Genomic DNA, 18,921 nt, shown 5'->3' with positions numbered 1-18,921 from the left:
CCGGAAGATCGGCACGCAATCGCTACGACGCAGCGGACGCCCGCGATGGGGCCAGACTCACGCGTGCAGCGGCGGCCCACGCGCCCCGAGTGCGGCCCAGCGCACCATCGATGCTGCGCGCACCTGCCTGTGCAGCAGCGCCAGCGCCGGCTGCCATTGCAGCAGGCACAGCACCAGCAGCGCCAGCCATGGCAGCAGGCGTGCGGCCAGCACGCAGTAGTCGCAGGCCTCGCCATGCGCGCCTGCGTGGTCGCCGGTGTGCGGCTTGAGCGGCGATACAGCGACGTCGTGCTGGTAGGCGGCGGTCTGCGTCATAAGGCCCGGGTGGCCCGCATGCAGCGAACCGCCCGCGTCCGGCGCCGGCACGCTCGTGCACATCGGCTCGACCGCCTGTGCCTGGCTCCAACGACTGATCAGTGGCGCCACCAGCATCAACAGCACCGCCAGGCAGGCAAGCAGGTGCAGGCAAGGGTGGCAGCGGAGCGAACGCATCGCGCGAGTGTAAGCCGCCACATGCCGCAGGAGCGACGATGGCGGCCGGTGCGCGACCGCATGTCGCACCCGTCAACAGCGGCCCTCGCCAGCCGCGACAGCGGGCGGCGGAATTTGCCGACACGATCCGAACCCCGCCGACGCACAGGTGCCGCCCTGCGCGGTCAATGCACCTCACTGCCGAGGTCGGTAGTCACGGTTCCGGTAGTCACGGTTCCGGCAGTGGGCGTGACGGCGCGCACATGGCGGCCCCTGGCATGCCCTATGCTTATACGTCATCCCATTCACTGCGCGCGCATGAGCACCGTCCTGTCCGATCCAGCGGCCGAGCCCCTTCCCTGCGCTGCCAAGCCGCCAAGCGAGGCATTGCGCCTTCAGGCGTTGCGCAGTTACGGCATTCTCGATACGCCGCGCGAGGCCGCTTTTGAAGACATCACCAGGTTGGCCTCGATCATCTGCCAGACCCCGATCGCGCTGATCAGCCTGGTGGATGCCGATCGTCAGTGGTTCAAGAGCGAACTCGGCATGGGCGAGCGCGAAACGCCGCTGTTCAAGTCGATGTGCGCGCACGCGCTGCTCGACAGCGACGTGCTGGTGGTTCCGGACACACGCAAGGACGTCCGCTTCGCACGCAATCCGCTGGTGACCGGCGAGACGCCGCTGCATTTCTATGCCGGTGCCGTACTCAAGACCAGCGAAGGCCTGCCGCTGGGCACGGTCTGTGTGCTCGACCGCCAGCCGCGCCAGCTCAGCGCCGAACAGGTCGATGCCCTGCGCGCACTTGCGCGCCAGACCATGACGCAGCTGGAACTGCGCCGCGCACTGCAGGTGGCCGAGGAATCCGACCGCTACCGCAGTCGCCTGATGGCCATCGCCGGGCACGACCTGAAGACGCCGCTGCGCACCGCCGCCTACGCCATCGACAAGATGCGCCGGCATGCCAATGTCGATTCCATCCCGACCCTAGTCACCGCGCGCGATGCGATCAATCTGGTGGCGCGCAACCTCGACGAGCTGGCCACCCTGGCCGCCGCCAGCGAGACCGCCACGCCGGACCTGCAGCCGCTGGCGCTGGAAGACGTGCTGCATGCGGTGCTGGGCGTGTGGCGGCAACCGGCGATCGACAAGTGTCTGGCCTTGCGCCATGTGGCCACCTCGTTACGCGTGCGCAGCCATCCCACGCTGCTGACCACCTTGCTCGGCAATCTGATCGGCAATGCGGTCAAGTACACCGAACGCGGGCGCGTGCTGGTCGGCGTCCGGCGTCGCCCCGGCCATGCGGTGGTGGAAATCATCGACAGCGGCATCGGCCTGAACCTGGATCACCCCGAACAGGTATTCCAGGCCTTCCGCCAGGCCGACCCGCGCAGCGACGGGTTGGGCATCGGTCTGTGGATCGTGCGCCGCACCGCCGAGACCCTGGGCTGCGAAGTGAATGTGCGCCCACGCCCGGGCGGCGGCACCTGCTTTTCGGTACGCATCCCGCTGGCCTGACGATGGCTCTACGGCGCCGCGTCAAGGTGCGGTTGCGCCAAGGATTTACGACAGCGCAGCGTGCCACTGGATGCGGGCGGACCACCCCCCCGCCGCCCCGGCAGCAGCAGGGAGAATCACTGACAGCGCGCGCTCGGGCCAGCGCGGGCGGCCGCGCAGGCCATTGGTACCCGACGATTTTCGGTAAAGCGGACAATGCAGCACAGCATTTGATAGGCCGTCGCAGACCATCATCGACCGTCTCAGACCTGTGGATCGCCCGCATCCTGGCGTGCGAACCAGTCCGCCGAATGCACCTCTTCCGCCGCAACCTCCAGCAGCTGGTGCAGCACCGCCAGCGGAATCTGCACCTGGGTACCGTCGGCCAGCAGTTCTACCCACAACGATTCGTCCTGGGGATCGGCCAACACCGTCAGCACTGCGTGCTCATGTCCCTCGACACTGGCCGACAATTGCAACGACATGCCGCCGTCCTGGTCGGGCGACCACAGCCGGCTGAGGGCGGACGCAGTGGCTCGGTCATCGCTTGCAGCACCTCGCAGTGGCGAACGGGGGCGCGCGTGCAGTCAACCGAATCGGTACACCGCGCAGACCGCAGTGTAATCACAGTCGCCATCGGTACGCGGGCAAGCAGCCCTCAGCAGACCGGAGCGCTCTCACAGGCACCGCAGACGTCGTTAGCAGGTGTGGGGCCAGGCGCGCGGCAGGCTTCGACAGGCAGCTCAGCTGGTAATGGTCTGGGTCAGCGATTCCCAGGTCGGCGGCAGTGGCCAGGCCGGGGCCTGGTTGCCGTCCAGCACGCGGCGCAGGTCGCGCTTGTCGATCTGCGGCGCCAGCACGTGCACCAGATCCAGGGCGTAGTCGCGCAGCACGCGGTCGCGCGGCAGCACCGCCCAGGCGATGCACTCGGCGATCGGCGCCGGTGCCGGCCAGGCGCGCAGGTCCTCGTCGCTGGCGCTGACCGCCATCTCCGCCACCAGCCCGACGCCCAGCCCGGCACGCACATAGGTCTTGATCAGGTCCGCATCCAGCGCGGTCAGCGCAATGCTCGGCTCCAGCCCGACCTGGGCGAACGCGCGCTGCAGCGACGAGCCCGGCCGCGTGGAGGATTCGTAGCTGATCAACGGGTGCTGCGACAAGGCCTGCATGTCCGGCGCGGTGCGTGCCTGATCCAGCGGATGGTCGCGCGGCACGATCACCAGCCGGCGCCAGCGATACAGCGGCACTGCGATGCCGGCGCTCGGTTCGCCACCGGCAGTGCTGACCACCGCAATGTCCGCATCGCCCTGGCTGAGCAGATCCAGCGCCGCACTTTCGGCCGCCTGCTGCAGATGCACGCTGACCTGCGGATAGGCGTGCTTGATCTGCGCCACCGCTGGCGGCAGCACGAAGCGCGCCTGAGTGTGGGTGGTGGTCAGGGTCAGCTGGCCCTGGCTCTCGCGGCGCTGGTTGGCCGCGTAGGTGCGGATGTTGTTGGCTTCCGACAGCACCGAGCGCGCGCGCTCGATCACTTCCACCCCGGCCGGCGTCACCGCATCCAGGCTGCGCCCCTTGCGCACGAACAGCAGAAAGCCCAGTTCGTCCTCCAGCTGCTTGAGCTGTTTGGACAGACCGGGCTGGGTCGCATGCACACGCGCGGCGGCGAGCGTGATGTTGAGCTCGGCATCGGCGATGGCGACCAGATAGCGAAGTTGGGTCAGCGTCATGGGCTTATATCCAAAAAAGCGCGAGGCGCCACGAAGGACTCGACTGTAGAGGAGTTCTGCGTGCGAGCTTATAACCGAACGCTATTTTCAGGGTGTATGAAGTCATTTCCGACGGCTATATGCCGGCGTTACGGTCTGCCCTCCCCTCTCGATGCGCTGGCCGTGCCCTCTGTGTTCCCGCTTCTTGCCGACCTGCGTGGCCGTGCCGTCCTGGTGATCGGCGGCGACGCCGCGGCCGAGCGCGCCACTGCCGCCCTGCTGCAAGCCGGCGCACTGCCATTGGTGGGTGCGCCGGAACTCAGCCCGCAACTGCGCGACTGGGCGCAGACCGGGCAGCTGCGTTGGCTGGTGGGGCAGTTCGAGCCGGCATGGCTGGAACTACCCGATCAACCGGTCTGGCTCACCATCGCCGCCAGCACTGCGCCTGACCTCAACGACGCCCTGCGTGCCGCGGCCAGCGCGCGCCGCCTGCTCACCCACGACGCCACGCCCGCCATTTCGGCGGCGACACCTGCACCGCCCGCGGCGCCCCGCACCACGGTCGGCCGGCTCTCTCCCGGCAGCGTGGCCCTGGTCGGTGCCGGTCCCGGCGATCCCGGTCTGCTCACCCGGCATGCCTTGCGCGCGCTGCGTCAGGCCGATGTGCTGCTCTACGATCGCCTGGTCAGCCCGCAGATCCTGCAACTGGCACGTCGCGACGCGCTGCGCGTGGAAGTCGGCAAGGCCGCCCAGGGCCACAGCACGCGCCAGGAGCAGATCCACGCACTGATGCGCGAGCACGCGCGCGCCGGTCGCCGCGTGGTGCGGCTCAAGGGCGGCGACCCGTTCGTGTTCGGCCGCGGCGGCGAAGAGCTGGAATTCCTGCGCGCGCACGGCATCGGCTTCCAGGTCATTCCCGGCATCACCGCCGCGATCGCCTGCGCCGCCTATGCCGGCATACCGCTGACCCATCGCGACCATGCGCAATCGCTGCGGCTGATCACCGCGCACTGCAAGGATTCATTGGACACGCTGGACTGGCAGGCGCTCGGCCAGGAACGCCAGACCCTGGCGTTCTACATGGGCGTGGCCGGCCTGGACGGCATCCAGCAACGCCTGCTGCAGGCCGGCCGCGCGCCCGCCACCCCGTTCGCGCTGGTGGAAAACGGCTCGCGCCCGCAGCAACGCGTGATCACCGGCTCCCTCGCCAGCCTGGCCGCCACCGCGCAGCGGCATGCCGTGCGCGCCCCGGCCCTGCTGCTCCTGGGCGAGGTCGCCGGGCTGGCCGCCAGCCTGCACTGGTTCGGGGCGGCGCCGTTGACCGGGCAGTCGCCTGCGCGCTCACCCATCGCAACGCCCGACACGCCCACACTCGCCCACGCAGCCTGATTCCGACGGAGACCCCATGGCCCTGTACGACAACATCCTCGACACCATCGGCCGCACTCCGGTGGTCAAACTCCACCGGCTTGCGCCGGATCACGTGACCTTGTATGTCAAGGTCGAGTCGTTCAATCCCGGCGGCTCGGTCAAGGACCGTCTGGCGCTGGCCATCATCCTCGATGCCGAACAGCGCGGCCTGCTCAAGCCCGGCGACACCATTGTCGAAGCCACCTCCGGCAATACCGGCGTGGCGCTGGCGATGGTGGCCGCCGCGCGCGGCTACAAGTTCGTCGCCACCATGGTGGAAACCTTCTCCATCGAGCGCCGCAAGCTGATGCGCGCCTATGGCGCCAAGGTCATCCTGACCCCGGCGGCCGAACGCGGCAGCGGCATGGTGCGCAAGGCCAAGGAGCTGGCCGAGCAGCATGGCTGGTTCCTGGCCAGCCAGTTCGCCAACCCGGCCAATCCGGCCTACCACCGCAACACCACTGCAGCCGAAATCCTGCGCGACTTCGCCGGCCACCGGCTGGACCATTTCGTCACCGGCTGGGGCACCGGCGGCACGCTCACCGGCGTGGGCGAAGTGCTGCGCGTGGCCCGCCCGGACGTACGCATCACCGCCACCGAGCCGGCCGGCGCTGCCCTGTTGCAAGGCCAGGACTGGAAGCCGCACAAGATCCAGGGCTGGACCCCGGACTTCGTGCCGGAGGTGCTCAACCGCGAGGTCGCCCACGAAGTGCTGAGCGTGGAAGACACCGACGCGATCAGCGTGGCGCGCCGTCTGGCCGCCGAAGAAGGCATCTTCACCGGCATCTCCGGCGGCGCCACCGTCGCCACCGCATTGCGCGTGGCCGAAAGCGCGGTGCCCGGCGCGGTGGTGCTGGCGATGCTGCCCGATACCGGCGAGCGCTATTTCTCCACGCCGCTGTTTGCCGACATCAACGAAGGCTCCGACGACGATTGGTTGGCCGGTCTGCCCTGACGCTCGTGCATCGTTTGCTTGCACACACAGACCGCGCCCACGGCGCAGCCTGTGTGCCTATGGTCGATCCAGCCATTGCCCCGGCCTCCTCGACGCGTAACCGCCTATTGCCGCACACACGCCCGATGGCAGTTCGTATTTTCAGATCTGCGTATGCAGTGCAGTGTGCACTCCCGCCCATGTCAAGGAAACGTTAAGATAACGGCGGATGCAAGGAGAACCGTCGTGAGCAACCAGCCGTATGGACACAGCGACACCCGCGTTTGGCGGGCGCCATGGCTGGTCAAGATCACCTCGCCTGCGCACTTCGCGTTGGCCATGGGCCTGGGCGCCTGGCTGCAGAGCGCACTGGAGCTGCCATTGCCTGCGCCAACGCCGTTGGCGTGGATCGAACTTGTCGGCGGCGTGATCGCCTGTCTCGGGCTGGCGCTGGCGGTGCGCTGCTTCATCCTGTTCGCGCGTCGGCGCACCACCATCATGCCCAGCGGCCATCCCTCGCTGCTGGTGCTGGATGGCCCGTATCGCTTCACCCGCAACCCGATGTACGTGGCGCTGGTGCTCAGCTATGTCGGCCTGTGCCTGCAGCTCGGCCTGCTGTGGGCAGTCGCCTTGTTGCCGCTGCCATGGCTGGCCCTGCAGCTGTACGTGATTCCGTTCGAAGAAGCGCGTCTGCGCAACGAATTCGGCCGCCAATACAGCGCCTACTGCGCGCGCGTGCGACGCTGGTTGTAAGCGCCCGACCTCGGAAGATCGCGGAGCGGCGATTGAGCCGATCAATCGCATCTGCGGGTTAGGCGCTTGCCGTATCGCCACCGCTGTAGCCATTTTTGGCAATCTCAGCCGATGAGATGAATGGGCGATAGCGTGCCCATTCCGCAACGCGCGCCCCATCACGCGTTCCTCATGCAAATCCCCTAATTATCGCGCCATGAAGATCGAAGTCTGGCAAGGCGACATCACCGAACTCGACGTTGACGTCATTGTCAATGCCGCCAACGAATCGTTGCTGGGCGGTGGCGGTGTCGATGGCGCCATCCACCGCGCTGCCGGCCCGCGCCTGCTGCAGGCCTGCGAGGCGTTGCCGCAAGTGCGTCCGGGTGTGCGCTGCCCCACCGGCGAAATCCGCATCACCGACGGTTTCGATCTCAAGGCACGCCATGTCTTTCATACCGTCGGCCCGGTCTGGCGCGACGGCAAGCACAACGAGCCGGAACAACTGGCCAACTGCTACTGGCAGTCGTTGAAACTGGCCGAGCGGATGATGCTGCATTCGATCGCCTTCCCGGCGATCAGCTGTGGCATCTACGGCTATCCGCTGTATCAGGCCGCGCGCATCGCCGTAACCGAAACCCGCGATTGGCAGCGCTCGCACAAGGTGCCCAAGCACATCGTGCTGGTGGCCTACAACGAGGCAACGTACAAGGCCTACCAACAAGCGCTGGCGGCGCAGGAAACCGCTGCCGCCTGACACCTGTGCGAGGTGGAGGTTGAGATGACGAGCGCCGCAAGGCGCTCGTTGCGTTTGGGAAGTCGTTCGGGTGCAGGGCAATCCACACAGACAAAAACGCCGGCATCGCTGCCGGCGTTTTTTTGCTAGGTGTGATGCGGCCCTAGAACGGCCGGCACGCCGATCAACCCTTCCACTTGCCCAGCGCGGCCAGGCCGTTTTCCTTGGCGCGCTCATAGATGATCTGCTGCGCCTTGGCGAAGTTGCCGGTCATGTCCTTGGCCCACAGCTTCAATGCCGCCTGCTGCATCGCGCGGCCATACGAGAAGCTCAGCGGCCACGGCAGATTGCCGAGCTGGTGCATCTCGTTGAGATGCGCGGTGGACTGCTCGTCGGTCTGGCCACCGGACAGGAACACGATGCCCGGCAGAATCGCCGGTACGGTCGACTTCAGGCACATCACGGTCGACTCGGCCACTTCCTCGACGCCGGCCTGTTCATCGCAGCCCTTGCCGGAAATGACCATCGAGGCCTTCAGGATGGTGCCTTCGAGCACGACATTCTGCTCGTACAGCGCACCGAACAGCGAACGCAGCGTGGCTTCGGTGACCTCGTAGCAGGTCTCGATGTCGTGGTTGCCGTCCATGATCACTTCCGGCTCGACCATCGGCACCAGGCCCTGCTCCTGACACAGCGCGGCATAACGCGCCAGCGCATGCGAGTTGGCCTCGATGCAGGTGCCGGACGGGATGTCTTCGCCGATGTTGATGACCGCACGCCACTTGGCGAAGCGGGCGCCCAGCGTGTAGTACTCCTCCAACCGCGCGCGAAGACCGTCCAGACCTTCGGTCACCAGCTCGCCCGGCATGCCAGCCAGCGGCTGCGCGCCCTTGTCGACCTTGATGCCCGGGATGATGCCGTGGGCAGTCATGTACTCGGCGAACGGCACGCCGTCCTTGGTCTTCTGACGGATGGTCTCGTCGAACAGGATCGCGCCGGAGATGTAGTCGCTCAGCTTGGGCGTGGTCAGCAGCAGTTCGCGGTAGGCGCGTCGGTTTTCTTCGATGTTCTCGATGCCGACGCTGGCAAAACGCTTGGCGATCGTGCTGGTCGATTCGTCGATGGCGATGATGCCCTTGCCCGGGGCGACCATGGCCTGGGCGGTTTCGGCAAGCTGTTCGATGCTCATGTGGTTCCTGTGGCAGCTGCGGGGGAGAACGAAAGTATAGCGACGAAAGTCGCAGACATTCCTTCACGGAATGTCTGCAACCGATTACACCTGTCCTGCATGACAGGATGCGTGGCGCGGCGCGCAGCGTGACGTACACGCTGCGCGCTGCGTGCTCCTGCAGGCGCATTCGCACGACAGACCATCCGCCGCACAGCACAACGGCGACCCGCAGGCCGCCGCTGTGCTTGCACTCAACGATTTGATTCACCGCGTGCGTCGACCTGCGACGCACGGGCTGCTCAGGCCAGGCGTTACAGCTCGCCCAGGCCGCTGGCGCGGCCGTCTTCGCCCACTTCCAGCAGACGCAGCGTGTTGGTGGCGCCATGGGTTTCCATATGCTCGCCGCTGGTGAACACCACGCGGTCGCCCGGTCCCATGCGCTCGTTCTCCACCAGCAGACGGATCGCCGCACGTGCGGCTTCGCGCGGGGTCAGGCCGCGGCTGTCGAAGCTGATCGGGAACACGCCACGCATCATCGCCATGTGGCGGCGTGCGCCATCGTGACGGGTGAAGGCGTAGATCGGCATGTTGGAACGGAAGCGCGACAGATACCGCGGCGTGCCGCCGGACTCGGTCAGTGCAACGACACCAGCCAGACCGATGTGCTCGGACAGGAACATGGTCGCCATCGCGATCGCCTGGTCGGCGCGCTGCAGGTTGCGTTGCGCCGCTTCGAAATCGGTGTCGAACTCGAACTGGCGCTCGGCCCCCAGACAGATGCGTGCCATCGCTTCCACCGCACGCACCGGATAGGCGCCAGCAGCGGTTTCGGCCGAGAGCATCACTGCATCGGTGCCATCGATGACCGCATTGGCCACGTCGAGCACTTCGGCGCGGGTCGGGATCGGACTTTCCACCATCGACTGCAGCATCTGCGTGGCGGTGATCACCACTTTGTTCTGCGCCAGCGATTCGCGGATGATCTTCTTCTGCAGGCCCGGCAATTCGGCATCGCCGATTTCCACGCCCAGATCGCCACGCGCCACCATCACCACGTCGGACGCTTCGACGATCTCGACCAGGTTCTCGATCGCTTCGGTGCGCTCGATCTTGGATACCAGCGCGGCATCGCAGCCGTGCTGACGGGCGATACGGCGCGCGTCGTTCATGTCTTCGGCGTTACGGCAGAACGACACCGCGATGAAGTCCACACCGATCTTTGCGACGATGCCGATCAGTTCCTTGTCGCGCTCGGTCAGCGCGCCCAGCGACAGGCCGCCGCCCTGCTTGTTCAGGCCCTTGCGATCGGACAGCACGCCATCGTTGAGCACGGTGGTGACGATGCGTTGACCCTGCACTTCGGTTACCTGCAACTGCACCAGACCATCGTCCAGCAGCAACACGTCGCCGGGGGCTACGTCCTGCGGCAGGCCGAGGTAGCTAACGCCGACCTGGTGCTGGTCGCCCGCAGGCGCGTTGGGGTCGGCCACCAGGTCGAAACGCTCGCCGGTGGTCAGCTTGATCTTGCCTTCGGCAAAGCGCTCGACGCGGATCTTCGGACCCGGCAGGTCGGCCAGGATGCCGACTTCGGCACCGACGCGCACGGCCGCGGCGCGCACTTCGGCAGCGCGCTTGGCCTGGCCGGACGGGTCGCCATGGCTGAAGTTGAGGCGCACCACGTTGACGCCCGCCTTGAACAAGGCTTCCAGCACACCAGGCGGATCCGTCGCCGGTCCGAGCGTGGCGAGGATCTTGGTGCGGCGTTGACGTTCTTTCATGAGGGCCTCCCTGTAAAAGCCGCGAAACTTAACACATGCGTCACCTACCAATGATGGCATTGCGGCATAGCCATCCTCGTATTCCGGCATGTCCTGTAGACAGTGCGGGACAGTACGTACGCCTTCCGCAGCGCTTGGGCACGCGGCGGGATGTGATGGGTGGGCTGCCACCCTAACGCGGCAGCGGTGAAGGTCGCACGGGGCGCAGCGCCGATTGGACGGCGGCAAGCGGCCAGCGTGGCGCGGATGCTGCACCACTTTCGCAATGTGCGTGTAGCGCTATTCACCGACGAGCGCCGGCCGCGCTCGCCTGGCGATGGGCGCAACTGCGTTGTCCGTCAGTCCTATGCATCGATCAAGGCGCGCAACCCGGCAGGCGTCCGTGCGATCGCACCGGCACCTGCGGCACGCAGCTCGGCTTCGTCCCCGAAGCCCCACAACACGCCGATGCTATGAATGCCGTGGTGGTTGGCACCATCGATATCCATCCGACGGTCGCCGATCATCACGCAGCCGGTCTTGGCGATGTCCAGGCGCCGCAGCGCTTCGGCGATCAGGTCCGGCTTGAAGCGGCGCTCGCCGTCTTCGCTGGCCCCGATCACGTCCTCGAAGCACGCACCGAACGGCAGATGCTCGACGATACGGCGCGCGTAGCGCTCGTTCTTCGAGGTCACCACCGCCAGGCGATGGCCGGCGCGGTGCAGGTTGGTGACGACCTCGCCGATACCGTCGAACACGCTCAGTTCGGTCCAGCCCACCGCGTCGTACCGCCCGCGGTACGCCGCCAGTGCGCGCTGCACCAGCTCCGGATCTTCGGGAAAACAGTCGGTGAAGCTGTCGCGCAGCGGCGGGCCGATCCACGCGCGCAGGGTCTGCGGCGACGGACGCGGCTGGCCGACCGCGTCGAAGGCATGCACGATGCTGGCGACGATGCCCGGCTCCGAATCGACCAGGGTGCCGTCCAGATCGAAGAACAGCGTGGCTGCACTCACTTGCCGCGCGCCTGCAGCGCTGCCACCGCCGGCAAGGTCTTGCCTTCCAGGAATTCCAGGAAGGCGCCGCCGCCGGTGGAGATGTAGGTGACGTCCTTGGCGATGTGGTACTTGTCCACGGCCGCCAGGGTGTCGCCGCCACCGGCGATCGAGAACGCCTTGGAGCCGGCGATCGCACGCGCCAGCGTCTCGGTGCCGTGACTGAAGGGCTCGAACTCGAACACGCCGACCGGCCCGTTCCACACCACGGTGCCGGCGCTGGCGATCAGCTCGGCGTAGCGCGCGGCGGTCTGCGGGCCGATGTCCAGAATCAGGTCGTCGGCCTCCACGGCCTCGAGCGACTTCACCGTCGCCTCGGCATCGGGCAGGAACTGCTTGGCGACGACGACATCGGTCGGCAACGGAATCTCCGCACCGCGCACCTTCGCATCGGCGACGATCTGGTTGGCGGTGGGAATCAGATCCGGCTCGCTCAGGGACTTGCCGACGTCATGCCCGGCCGCGGCAATGAAGGTGTTGGCGATACCACCGCCGACGATCAGCTGGTCGACCTTGTTGACCAGGTTGGACAGCAGCTCCAGCTTGGTGGACACCTTGCTGCCGGCCACGATCGCCAGCAGCGGCTTGGCCGGGTTGTCCAGCGCCTTGGCCAGCGCATCGAGTTCGGCCATCAATAACGGACCACCGGCCGCCACCGGGGCGAAGCGGATCACGCCATGCGTGGAGGCCTGCGCGCGATGCGCGGTGCCGAAGGCATCCATGACGAACACATCGCACAGCGCAGCGTACTTGCGCGCCAGTGCCTCGTCGTCCTTGCCCTCGCCGACATTCATGCGGCAGTTCTCCAGCAGCACCACCTGGCCCGGCGCCACCTCCACGCCGTCGACCCAGTCGCGCACCAGCGGCACGTCCACGCCCAGCAGCGCAGTCAGGCGCGCGGCCACCGGCGCCAGCGAATCTGCTTCGGTCCAGCTGCCTTCCTTGGGGCGGCCCAGGTGCGAGGTGACCATGACCGCAGCGCCCTTTTCCAGCGCCAGCTTGATGGTGGGCACCGAGGCGGTGATGCGCTGCTCGGAGGTGATCTGGCCGTTGTCGATCGGCACGTTGAGATCCTGGCGGATCAGCACGCGCTTGCCGGAGAGATCGAGGTCGGTCATGCGGATGATGGACATGGGGTCAGCTCGCTAGGTCTGGGGATTGGGGATTGGGGAATCGAAAAAAGCAGCCGGTACACGTGGCGCCAGTGTCTGGGCGCTGCGCGGATGGATGGCTTGGGAGCAGCCGTGGCACGCTGGCGTTGCGCCCGCATGCAGGTCGCGGAGATTGCAGCTTGCCTGTCGCGCATGTCGCTGGCTGCGCGGCTGGCGATGCGGGAGATGGTCGGTCGAAGACGACGGGCAATGCGGCTGCCTTGGCGACGGGGGATGCCCATTGTCGGACCTTCGCGCCGCAGCGGCAAACCGCGGTGCGGCGCGCGCGCGTCAGGGGCTGCGATCGGTCGCCGAGCTGCGCAGCAGGCTCGCTGCGAAACCACCGACCAGCAGGGCGCCACCGATCAGCAGCGCCCATAGCAACCAGCGCTTCCAGTCGCGCGGCGAAGCGGCCGGCTGCAGTGCGGCGTCGCCGGCCAGCGGCTGTGCCTGCGCGGCGACGCTGGCCTGCGCCGGTTGCCATTGCGCTCCGCGTTCGCGGCGCAGTGCCTGCAGCATCGAGGCCAGCGGCGCGGCGCCACGGTACAGCCGCGCGCTGCCGGCGACCACGGCATACGGCGGCTGCCCCTGTGCGAGGAACATCATCCGCTCCGGCTGGTAGCCCAGACGCAGCGTCGGCAGCGCAGTGCTGCGCCCCTGTGCGGCGAGCAATCGCCACTGGCGATCACGCACCGGGGCCGACAGCTGCTGCGGCGACGACGCGGCGGCGGCGCCAGTCCCCAGGCGATACGCCAGCCACGGCCCGGCACGTTGCAGCCACGGCGCGTCATCGGCATCGCGGCTTGCCACGATCCATTCGACGGCCTCGGCCTGGCCGCCGCTGACATCGACCTGGGTGATCGGAAAGCGCCCAGGCAAGGCATACACCACTGCCTTGTCCTGCGCAGTGCCCGGCAATTCCAGCCACTGCGATTGCAGTGGCGCCGAGACGCCATCCAGTTCCGCATCGACCACGCGCAAGGCCGGCAGTTCGCCGGACACCGGCACGATGCGCAGATAGCGCGCGCCCGCGTCCAACGCGATGCGGCGCTGCTGCAGACGCTGCGCCTGGTTGTCCAGCGCCATCACGGTGGCATCTGCGGCGAGCAGGTGCCAGTCGCGCAGATCGTCGCTGCCTTCCACGCGCAGCCGGGCCTGTACCGGCATGTTGCCGTCCCAGTCCAGCCACAGCGCACGCGGACGATCGCGCAATGCACTGGCATCGATCAGCCAGCTGCCACCGGCGCCCGCAACGGCAGCGGTGCCGGTGGCGAAGCGGCCTTCCAGCCGACGCACCGCGCCACTGGCATCGCGTTCGGCGATCAGTTGCAGATCGCCGTTGGCAGGGGCCGCACCGGCCGGCAGCGCGAACAAGGGCAGGCGTTGCCGACGCGGCGCGGCAGCCGGCGCGGCATCCACCGGCAAGAGCGCGGCCGGCATCTCCTCGCCACGCGCATCGATCACGGTGACATCGCCCAGCCCCGCGTCATGGGCGCTGCGATAGATCGCCGCGTTCAAGCGCAGCTGATACATGCCGGCGTCCGCGCCGGTTACCTGCAGCGGCCACTGTTGACGATAGTCCTGGCGCACATCGGCCGCCTGCGCCAGCAGCGGCACCAGCAGCAGCCATCCCCATTGCCTCGATTTCATGCCTGATCCTTGTCCACGCCATCGTCTCCGCCAGCCTGCTCTTCGGCCACCGGCTGGCGCGGCGGCGCCGGTGCCAGATAGCCCACCACGGTGCACAACAGGCCATAGGCCACGAACGAGCCGATGCCGAGCAGATCGCCCAGATGCTGGCGGTCGACCAGCACCAGCTTGGCCAGCACCAGGCCCATCAACAACGCACCACCCAGCCACAGTCCACGCTGACCGCGCCGCGAGCCGATCACCCAGCCCAGCACGCCCAGCACGCTCCAGACGATGGTCAGGCTGGTCTGCGACAGGGTCGCGCCGATCAACCCGGCATCCCACGCCACGCCACCCCAGTGATGCACGCTGTGCAAGGTGCTGCCGGTGATCAAGGCCCAGCCCGACACGCCCAGCGCAGTCACCCGCCACCGTTGCACGGCCAACGGCGCCTGCGCAGACCAGGCCCAACGCGCCAGCAAGGCCAGCACCGCCAGCTGCGCCAGCTCGGCCGGGTTGAGCACGGGCAGCCATGGCAATGGCGCCGCACTCACCGGGTCCAGCAGCACGATCAACCAGCCGATGCCCAGCACCGCGAACACACAGCCCAGCAAGGCATTGCGTGCCCGATCGAAACCCGCACCCTGCGGCCACGCCAGCCACGGCCAGCGCAACAGACCCACTGCCGCCACGATCAGCCAGGGCGCGGCCAGCAAGGCGCACCGCCAGCCATTTGCCAGCATGAACGTATCGGCCAGCCAGGCCACGCCCAACGAGGCCACCAGCGGCCACAGCAGCCACCAGACGAACTGTGCGGCCACCGCGCCGGCACCGTGCTGCCTGCGCAGGCACCACAGCGCGCGCGTGCCTGCCACGGCGAACGCCAGCCAGGCCAGCGCCCCCCAATGCGCGAACGGTTGCGTATGCGCATGGCTCTGCCACAGCGCCAACGGCGCGGCCAGCGCCAGCCCGGACATCGCCGTCCACACCAGCGCCGTTGCCGGGCGACGCCGATGCACCTCCGCTGCCAGCCACACGCTGAGCGCGACAAAGCCCAGCAGCAGATCCGGCTCGCTGCGCAGATCGCCGGCAAAGCGCAGGATCTCGTGCACACCGCACAGCGCCCACCAGCCCAGCCCCCACAGATACGCCACCAGCGCGCGGCGCGGCTGCCCCGCAGTGCGCAGGAACCAGGCACTGGCCCAGCCGGCCAGCGCAAGCAGCAAGGTGCTCATGCAGGTGGCGTTGGCAACGGCCACCGCGTCGTAGCGCCATGCATCCACGCCGAATGCGACGCCGACGGCCGCCAGCAACTGCAACGCCACCCCGCTGAACTGCGAGATCCGACGCTGCTGCCGCAGCCCCAGCCACAACAAGCCGGCGCCTTCGAGCGCGAAGACGCTGGCAGTGGCGCGCGCCGACAATGCCAGCGGCACCGCCAGGGTCGCAAAACCGACCGCCAGCATCGCGTGCGCCTGACCCAGCAGGCGCGTGGAGGCACGCCGCAGCAACCAGCTGGCCAGGCCTGCGTACAGCGCAGCCACCGCCAGCGCACACAGCGCCAACGGCAAGCGCTCGCCATCCAGCAGGCGCGCCTGCAATGCGAAGGCCACCAGCGGGGTGCCGAACACCAGGCTACCGTCGATGAGCTTGCCCGCACTGCCATCGCCGCGACGCGCGTGCAGTACCGGAATCGCCACATACATGACGAAGAACAACAGCAGGAAAGGTTCGGTCGTGGCGAATTTCGCCGGGGTGTACTGCAGCGCGCCCCATAGCGTGCCGATGCCGAAAGTGAAGGCGAATCCGAGCAGGTTCAGCACCCGCCACGGACGTGTCCAGGCGATCGCCACGATGCCGGCATTGAGCACTGCGTAGTACGAAAACAGCGCAACATGATTGCCGCTGCCGGTGGACAGCCAGATCGGCGCAAGGAAGCCGGCCAGCACACCCAGTACCGCCAGCGTGCGCGAATCCTGCATCACCGCCAGCACGCACATGCCGGCAATCAGCACCACGCTGATGCCCATCGCCAGACCCGCGCCGAGCAGCCCGTACAACTTGAACGCGGCAAACACCGTCAGCAGCAAGCCGCCGATGGCCCCGCCCTGCAACGCCAACGCGAAGCCCGGCCGCTGCAGCCGTTGCTTCCAGCCGAAGACCAGGCCGGCGAGCGCCATCACACTGATGCCGGCCAGCCGCAGCTCGATCGGCATGCGCATCCAGCCCTGGTCGCTGGCGTATTTCAACAACGATGCCACACCGGCCAGCAACACCAGCATGCCGACCTTGACCGGCACATTGCCTTCGGTGAACCAGCGCTTCACTGCGCTGGCCACGCGCGTCAGCGGGCCTGGCCCGGATGGGACGGCATGCGCTGGCTGTGCGAACTCGGCAGGCGCAGCGGTCAGCGGCGGTGCTTGGGCTGCGCTGCGCGCCGGCGACGATACGGGAGCTTCTGCCGGCAATGATGGCGGCACTGGCAGTGGTGCGACCGAGGCCGGCGTCGGCGCGGCTTGCAGATCTGCTGCGCGAGGCAGCTCAGGCTCGCCAGACGCAGACATGCCGACGTCGGACGTCGCGTGCGGCTCCCACGCCCCGGCAGGCGGTGGCGTGGGCGCTGACCTGTGCACCGCCGCCGCGTCCGCGCCTCCGGTGTCGCTGGCCTGCCATTGCGCAAGCCGCTGTTCCAGCGCATCCACGCGCCGCCGCAGCCCGGCGATCCACACCAGGGCGATCACCAACCCTACCGGCACCGCAAGCAGCAACAGCACCACCAACACAATCATCGTTTCCAACGCACAACCCCTGGGTCGGCATCCGGCCGAATGCGCGAACCATACAGGCTCAGGACGCATCTGGCAGCCAATCACTGCCTGAAGCGCAGCGACGCGATGCCGTTAGCGGCACCCGCACATGCTGGCCACATGCACGCACATCCACCCAAAAAAAACGCCCGGAACAACCGGGCGTCTGACACTTATTCGCGGTAGCCGCTGTCGTTCTTGTTATGGATGATCCAGATCAGGTTGCCGCCGGTGTCCATCGACTTGCCGGCAAACACCAGGCGCCCCTGGCCCTTGTAGGCCATCTCATAACGGTAGCGGTCGCCACCGAAGAAGAACGGGATGAACGCCTTGCCGGTCACGTAAGAACCCTGGTCGTTCGGTTGACCAATCAGGTCGGTGACCTGCTTCATCGGCATGCCGATCTTCAGCTGGGTGAACTTGCTGTCAGGCGCCGGCTTGCCGGTGATCTCGCCTTCGTAATCGTTGACGCCCTTGACCGTTTCGCCGTAGCCCGCCTCGACGTCGGACGACTTGATCACCTCGCCATCGGCGTTCATCCAGGCCGGCGTACCGGCTTGCTTCTTCGCCGCCCAACTGGTCGACGGAGCCGACACCGCAAACACCACACCGAGCGCCAGTACGCCCGCCAGAAATTTACTCATGAGTTTTGTTCTCTCGATCCATGGAGTTCCCCGATCCTTCGTACACGACACGGGAACGACCGCCGTGCCCGCAAATTAGCGCACGTAGGCCTCCCAAAGTCCACTTCCCGTACTGACGACGACGCGGCGACGGTAGATGCACACATCACATTCCGGCAGACACAAAACAAAAGGCCCCGGCATGCCGGGGCCTCTACGCATCGCCTGAGCGCGAGGTTTACTTCGCGACAACCCGCACCATTTCCAGGCACTTGTTGGAATAGCCCCACTCGTTGTCGTACCAGGACACCAGCTTGACGAAGGTCGAGTCCAGCGCGATGCCGGCGTCGGCGTCGAACACCGAAGTGCAGGTTTCGCCGCGGAAGTCGGTGGCCACGACCTTGTCTTCGGTGTAACCCAGCACGCCCTTCAAGGCGCCTTCGCTCTGCGCCTTCACTTCGGCGCAGATCTCGGCGTAGGTGGCCGGCTTTTCCAGTTCGACGGTGAGGTCGACCACCGACACGTCCGAGGTCGGCACGCGGAAGCTCATGCCGGTCAGCTTCTTGTTGAGCTCGGGGATCACCACGCCCACGGCCTTGGCGGCACCGGTGGAGGAGGGAATGATGTTCTCCAGGATGCCGCGCCCACCGCGCCAATCCTTGTTCGACGGGCCGTCCACGGTCTTCTGCGTCGCAGTGGCCGCGTGCACGGTGGTCATCAGGCCGCGCTTGATGCCCCACTTGTCGTTGATCACCTTGGCCAACGGCGCCAGGCAGTTGGTGGTGCACGAGGCGTTGGAGACGATCGCTTCGCCCTTGTAGGTGTTGTCGTTGACGCCGAACACGAACATCGGCGTGTCGTCCTTGGACGGTGCCGACAGGATCACCTTCCTGGCACCCGCGTCGAGGTGCTTCTGCGCGGTTTCCTTGGTCAGGAACAGGCCGGTGGACTCGATCACCACGTCGGCGCCGACCGCGTCCCACTTGAGGTTGGCCGGGTCGCGTTCCTGCGTGAGGCGGATCTTGTTGCCGTTGACGATCAACGTGTTGCCTTCGACCGACACATCGGCCTTGAAGCGGCCATGCACCGAGTCGTACTGCAGCATGTAGGCGAGGTAATCGGGCTCGAGCAGGTCATTGATGGCCACGATCTCGATGTCATTGGCGAAGTTCTGCACCGCAGAGCGCAGCACGTTGCGGCCGATGCGACCGAACCCGTTGATGCCAACCTTGATTGCCATGTTCACTA

The 18,921-nt window shown here is 67.1% G+C and carries 15 protein-coding genes and 1 pseudogene; 5 read left to right on the top strand and 11 right to left on the bottom strand.

Features of this window, described 5'->3' with window-relative positions; genetic code table 11:
- Positions 1-57: 57 nt before the first annotated feature.
- The gene (locus FHT09_RS02695; protein WP_104604971.1) at positions 58-492 is read right to left on the bottom strand and encodes a DUF2946 family protein; all 435 of its coding nucleotides are present in this window, start codon (positions 490-492) and stop codon (positions 58-60) included.
- A gap of 297 nt (positions 493-789) precedes the next feature.
- Here FHT09_RS02695 and FHT09_RS02690 point away from each other — a divergent pair, with 297 nt between their 5' ends.
- Complete coding sequence (locus tag FHT09_RS02690; protein ID WP_104604973.1) at positions 790-1,986, top strand: GAF domain-containing sensor histidine kinase; 1,197 nt, start codon at positions 790-792, stop codon at positions 1,984-1,986.
- A gap of 242 nt (positions 1,987-2,228) precedes the next feature.
- Here FHT09_RS02690 and FHT09_RS02685 read toward each other — a convergent pair.
- Together FHT09_RS02685 and FHT09_RS02680 are read right to left on the bottom strand one after the other, a co-directional pair.
- Positions 2,229-2,509, bottom strand: a pseudogene (locus FHT09_RS02685) (hypothetical protein).
- Positions 2,510-2,708: 199 nt separating this feature from the next.
- Positions 2,709-3,692: a LysR family transcriptional regulator gene (locus FHT09_RS02680; protein WP_104536151.1), complete on the bottom strand. Its 984-nt coding sequence runs from the start codon at positions 3,690-3,692 to the stop codon at positions 2,709-2,711.
- 162 nt (positions 3,693-3,854) lie between these two features.
- On the opposite strand from FHT09_RS02680, the gene cobA reads away from it, so the two are divergent.
- The 4 genes from cobA to FHT09_RS02660 all read left to right on the top strand — a co-directional run bounded on the left by cobA (position 3,855) and on the right by FHT09_RS02660 (position 7,504).
- Positions 3,855-5,060, top strand: coding sequence for a uroporphyrinogen-III C-methyltransferase (gene cobA, locus FHT09_RS02675; RefSeq protein ID WP_104604975.1), 1,206 nt, complete (start codon positions 3,855-3,857; stop codon positions 5,058-5,060).
- A 16-nt stretch (positions 5,061-5,076) separates the two neighbouring features.
- Positions 5,077-6,036: a cysteine synthase A gene (gene cysK, locus FHT09_RS02670; RefSeq protein ID WP_104604977.1), complete on the top strand. Its 960-nt coding sequence runs from the start codon at positions 5,077-5,079 to the stop codon at positions 6,034-6,036.
- Between the two features lie 225 nt (positions 6,037-6,261).
- On the top strand, positions 6,262-6,768 hold the full coding sequence (locus FHT09_RS02665; protein ID WP_104536154.1) for an isoprenylcysteine carboxylmethyltransferase family protein: 507 nt from the start codon (positions 6,262-6,264) through the stop codon (positions 6,766-6,768).
- Between the two features lie 196 nt (positions 6,769-6,964).
- Positions 6,965-7,504 carry an O-acetyl-ADP-ribose deacetylase gene (locus FHT09_RS02660; protein WP_104604979.1) on the top strand — a complete coding sequence of 180 codons (540 nt, stop codon included), beginning with the start codon at positions 6,965-6,967 and terminating at the stop codon, positions 7,502-7,504.
- Between the two features lie 163 nt (positions 7,505-7,667).
- On the opposite strand, the gene FHT09_RS02655 is transcribed toward FHT09_RS02660, so the two are convergent.
- The 8 genes from FHT09_RS02655 to gap all read right to left on the bottom strand — a co-directional run bounded on the left by FHT09_RS02655 (position 7,668) and on the right by gap (position 18,913).
- Positions 7,668-8,672: a class I fructose-bisphosphate aldolase gene (locus FHT09_RS02655; protein ID WP_104604981.1), complete on the bottom strand. Its 1,005-nt coding sequence runs from the start codon at positions 8,670-8,672 to the stop codon at positions 7,668-7,670.
- A gap of 293 nt (positions 8,673-8,965) precedes the next feature.
- Positions 8,966-10,432 (bottom strand): pyruvate kinase, encoded by a 1,467-nt coding sequence (gene pyk, locus FHT09_RS02650; RefSeq protein ID WP_104536158.1) that lies wholly within the window; start codon positions 10,430-10,432, stop codon positions 8,966-8,968.
- A 344-nt stretch (positions 10,433-10,776) separates the two neighbouring features.
- Positions 10,777-11,424 carry an HAD family hydrolase gene (locus FHT09_RS02645; protein ID WP_104604985.1) on the bottom strand — a complete coding sequence of 216 codons (648 nt, stop codon included), beginning with the start codon at positions 11,422-11,424 and terminating at the stop codon, positions 10,777-10,779.
- Positions 11,421-12,596 carry a phosphoglycerate kinase gene (locus FHT09_RS02640; RefSeq protein ID WP_104604987.1) on the bottom strand — a complete coding sequence of 392 codons (1,176 nt, stop codon included), beginning with the start codon at positions 12,594-12,596 and terminating at the stop codon, positions 11,421-11,423. The genes FHT09_RS02645 and FHT09_RS02640 overlap by 4 nt, the downstream gene beginning before the upstream one ends.
- A gap of 309 nt (positions 12,597-12,905) precedes the next feature.
- Positions 12,906-14,264 (bottom strand): DUF3999 domain-containing protein, encoded by a 1,359-nt coding sequence (locus FHT09_RS02635; protein WP_184416835.1) that lies wholly within the window; start codon positions 14,262-14,264, stop codon positions 12,906-12,908.
- Positions 14,261-17,041: a DUF2339 domain-containing protein gene (locus tag FHT09_RS02630; protein ID WP_184416833.1), complete on the bottom strand. Its 2,781-nt coding sequence runs from the start codon at positions 17,039-17,041 to the stop codon at positions 14,261-14,263. Before FHT09_RS02630 ends, FHT09_RS02635 begins: the two co-directional genes overlap by 4 nt.
- A 182-nt stretch (positions 17,042-17,223) precedes the next feature.
- A complete protein-coding gene (locus FHT09_RS02625; RefSeq protein WP_104536163.1) occupies positions 17,224-17,694 on the bottom strand; it encodes a hypothetical protein in 471 nt (156 codons plus the stop codon).
- Positions 17,695-17,911: 217 nt separating this feature from the next.
- Positions 17,912-18,913: a type I glyceraldehyde-3-phosphate dehydrogenase gene (gene gap / locus FHT09_RS02620; RefSeq protein WP_104604991.1), complete on the bottom strand. Its 1,002-nt coding sequence runs from the start codon at positions 18,911-18,913 to the stop codon at positions 17,912-17,914.
- Positions 18,914-18,921 lie beyond the last annotated feature (8 nt).

Source organism: Xanthomonas sp. CFBP 8152 (assembly GCF_014199025.1).
Classification (GTDB): domain Bacteria; phylum Pseudomonadota; class Gammaproteobacteria; order Xanthomonadales; family Xanthomonadaceae; genus Xanthomonas; species Xanthomonas arboricola_B.
Note: the sequence above shows the minus strand (reverse complement) of the source record. Positions and strands in the feature narration are given on the sequence as shown.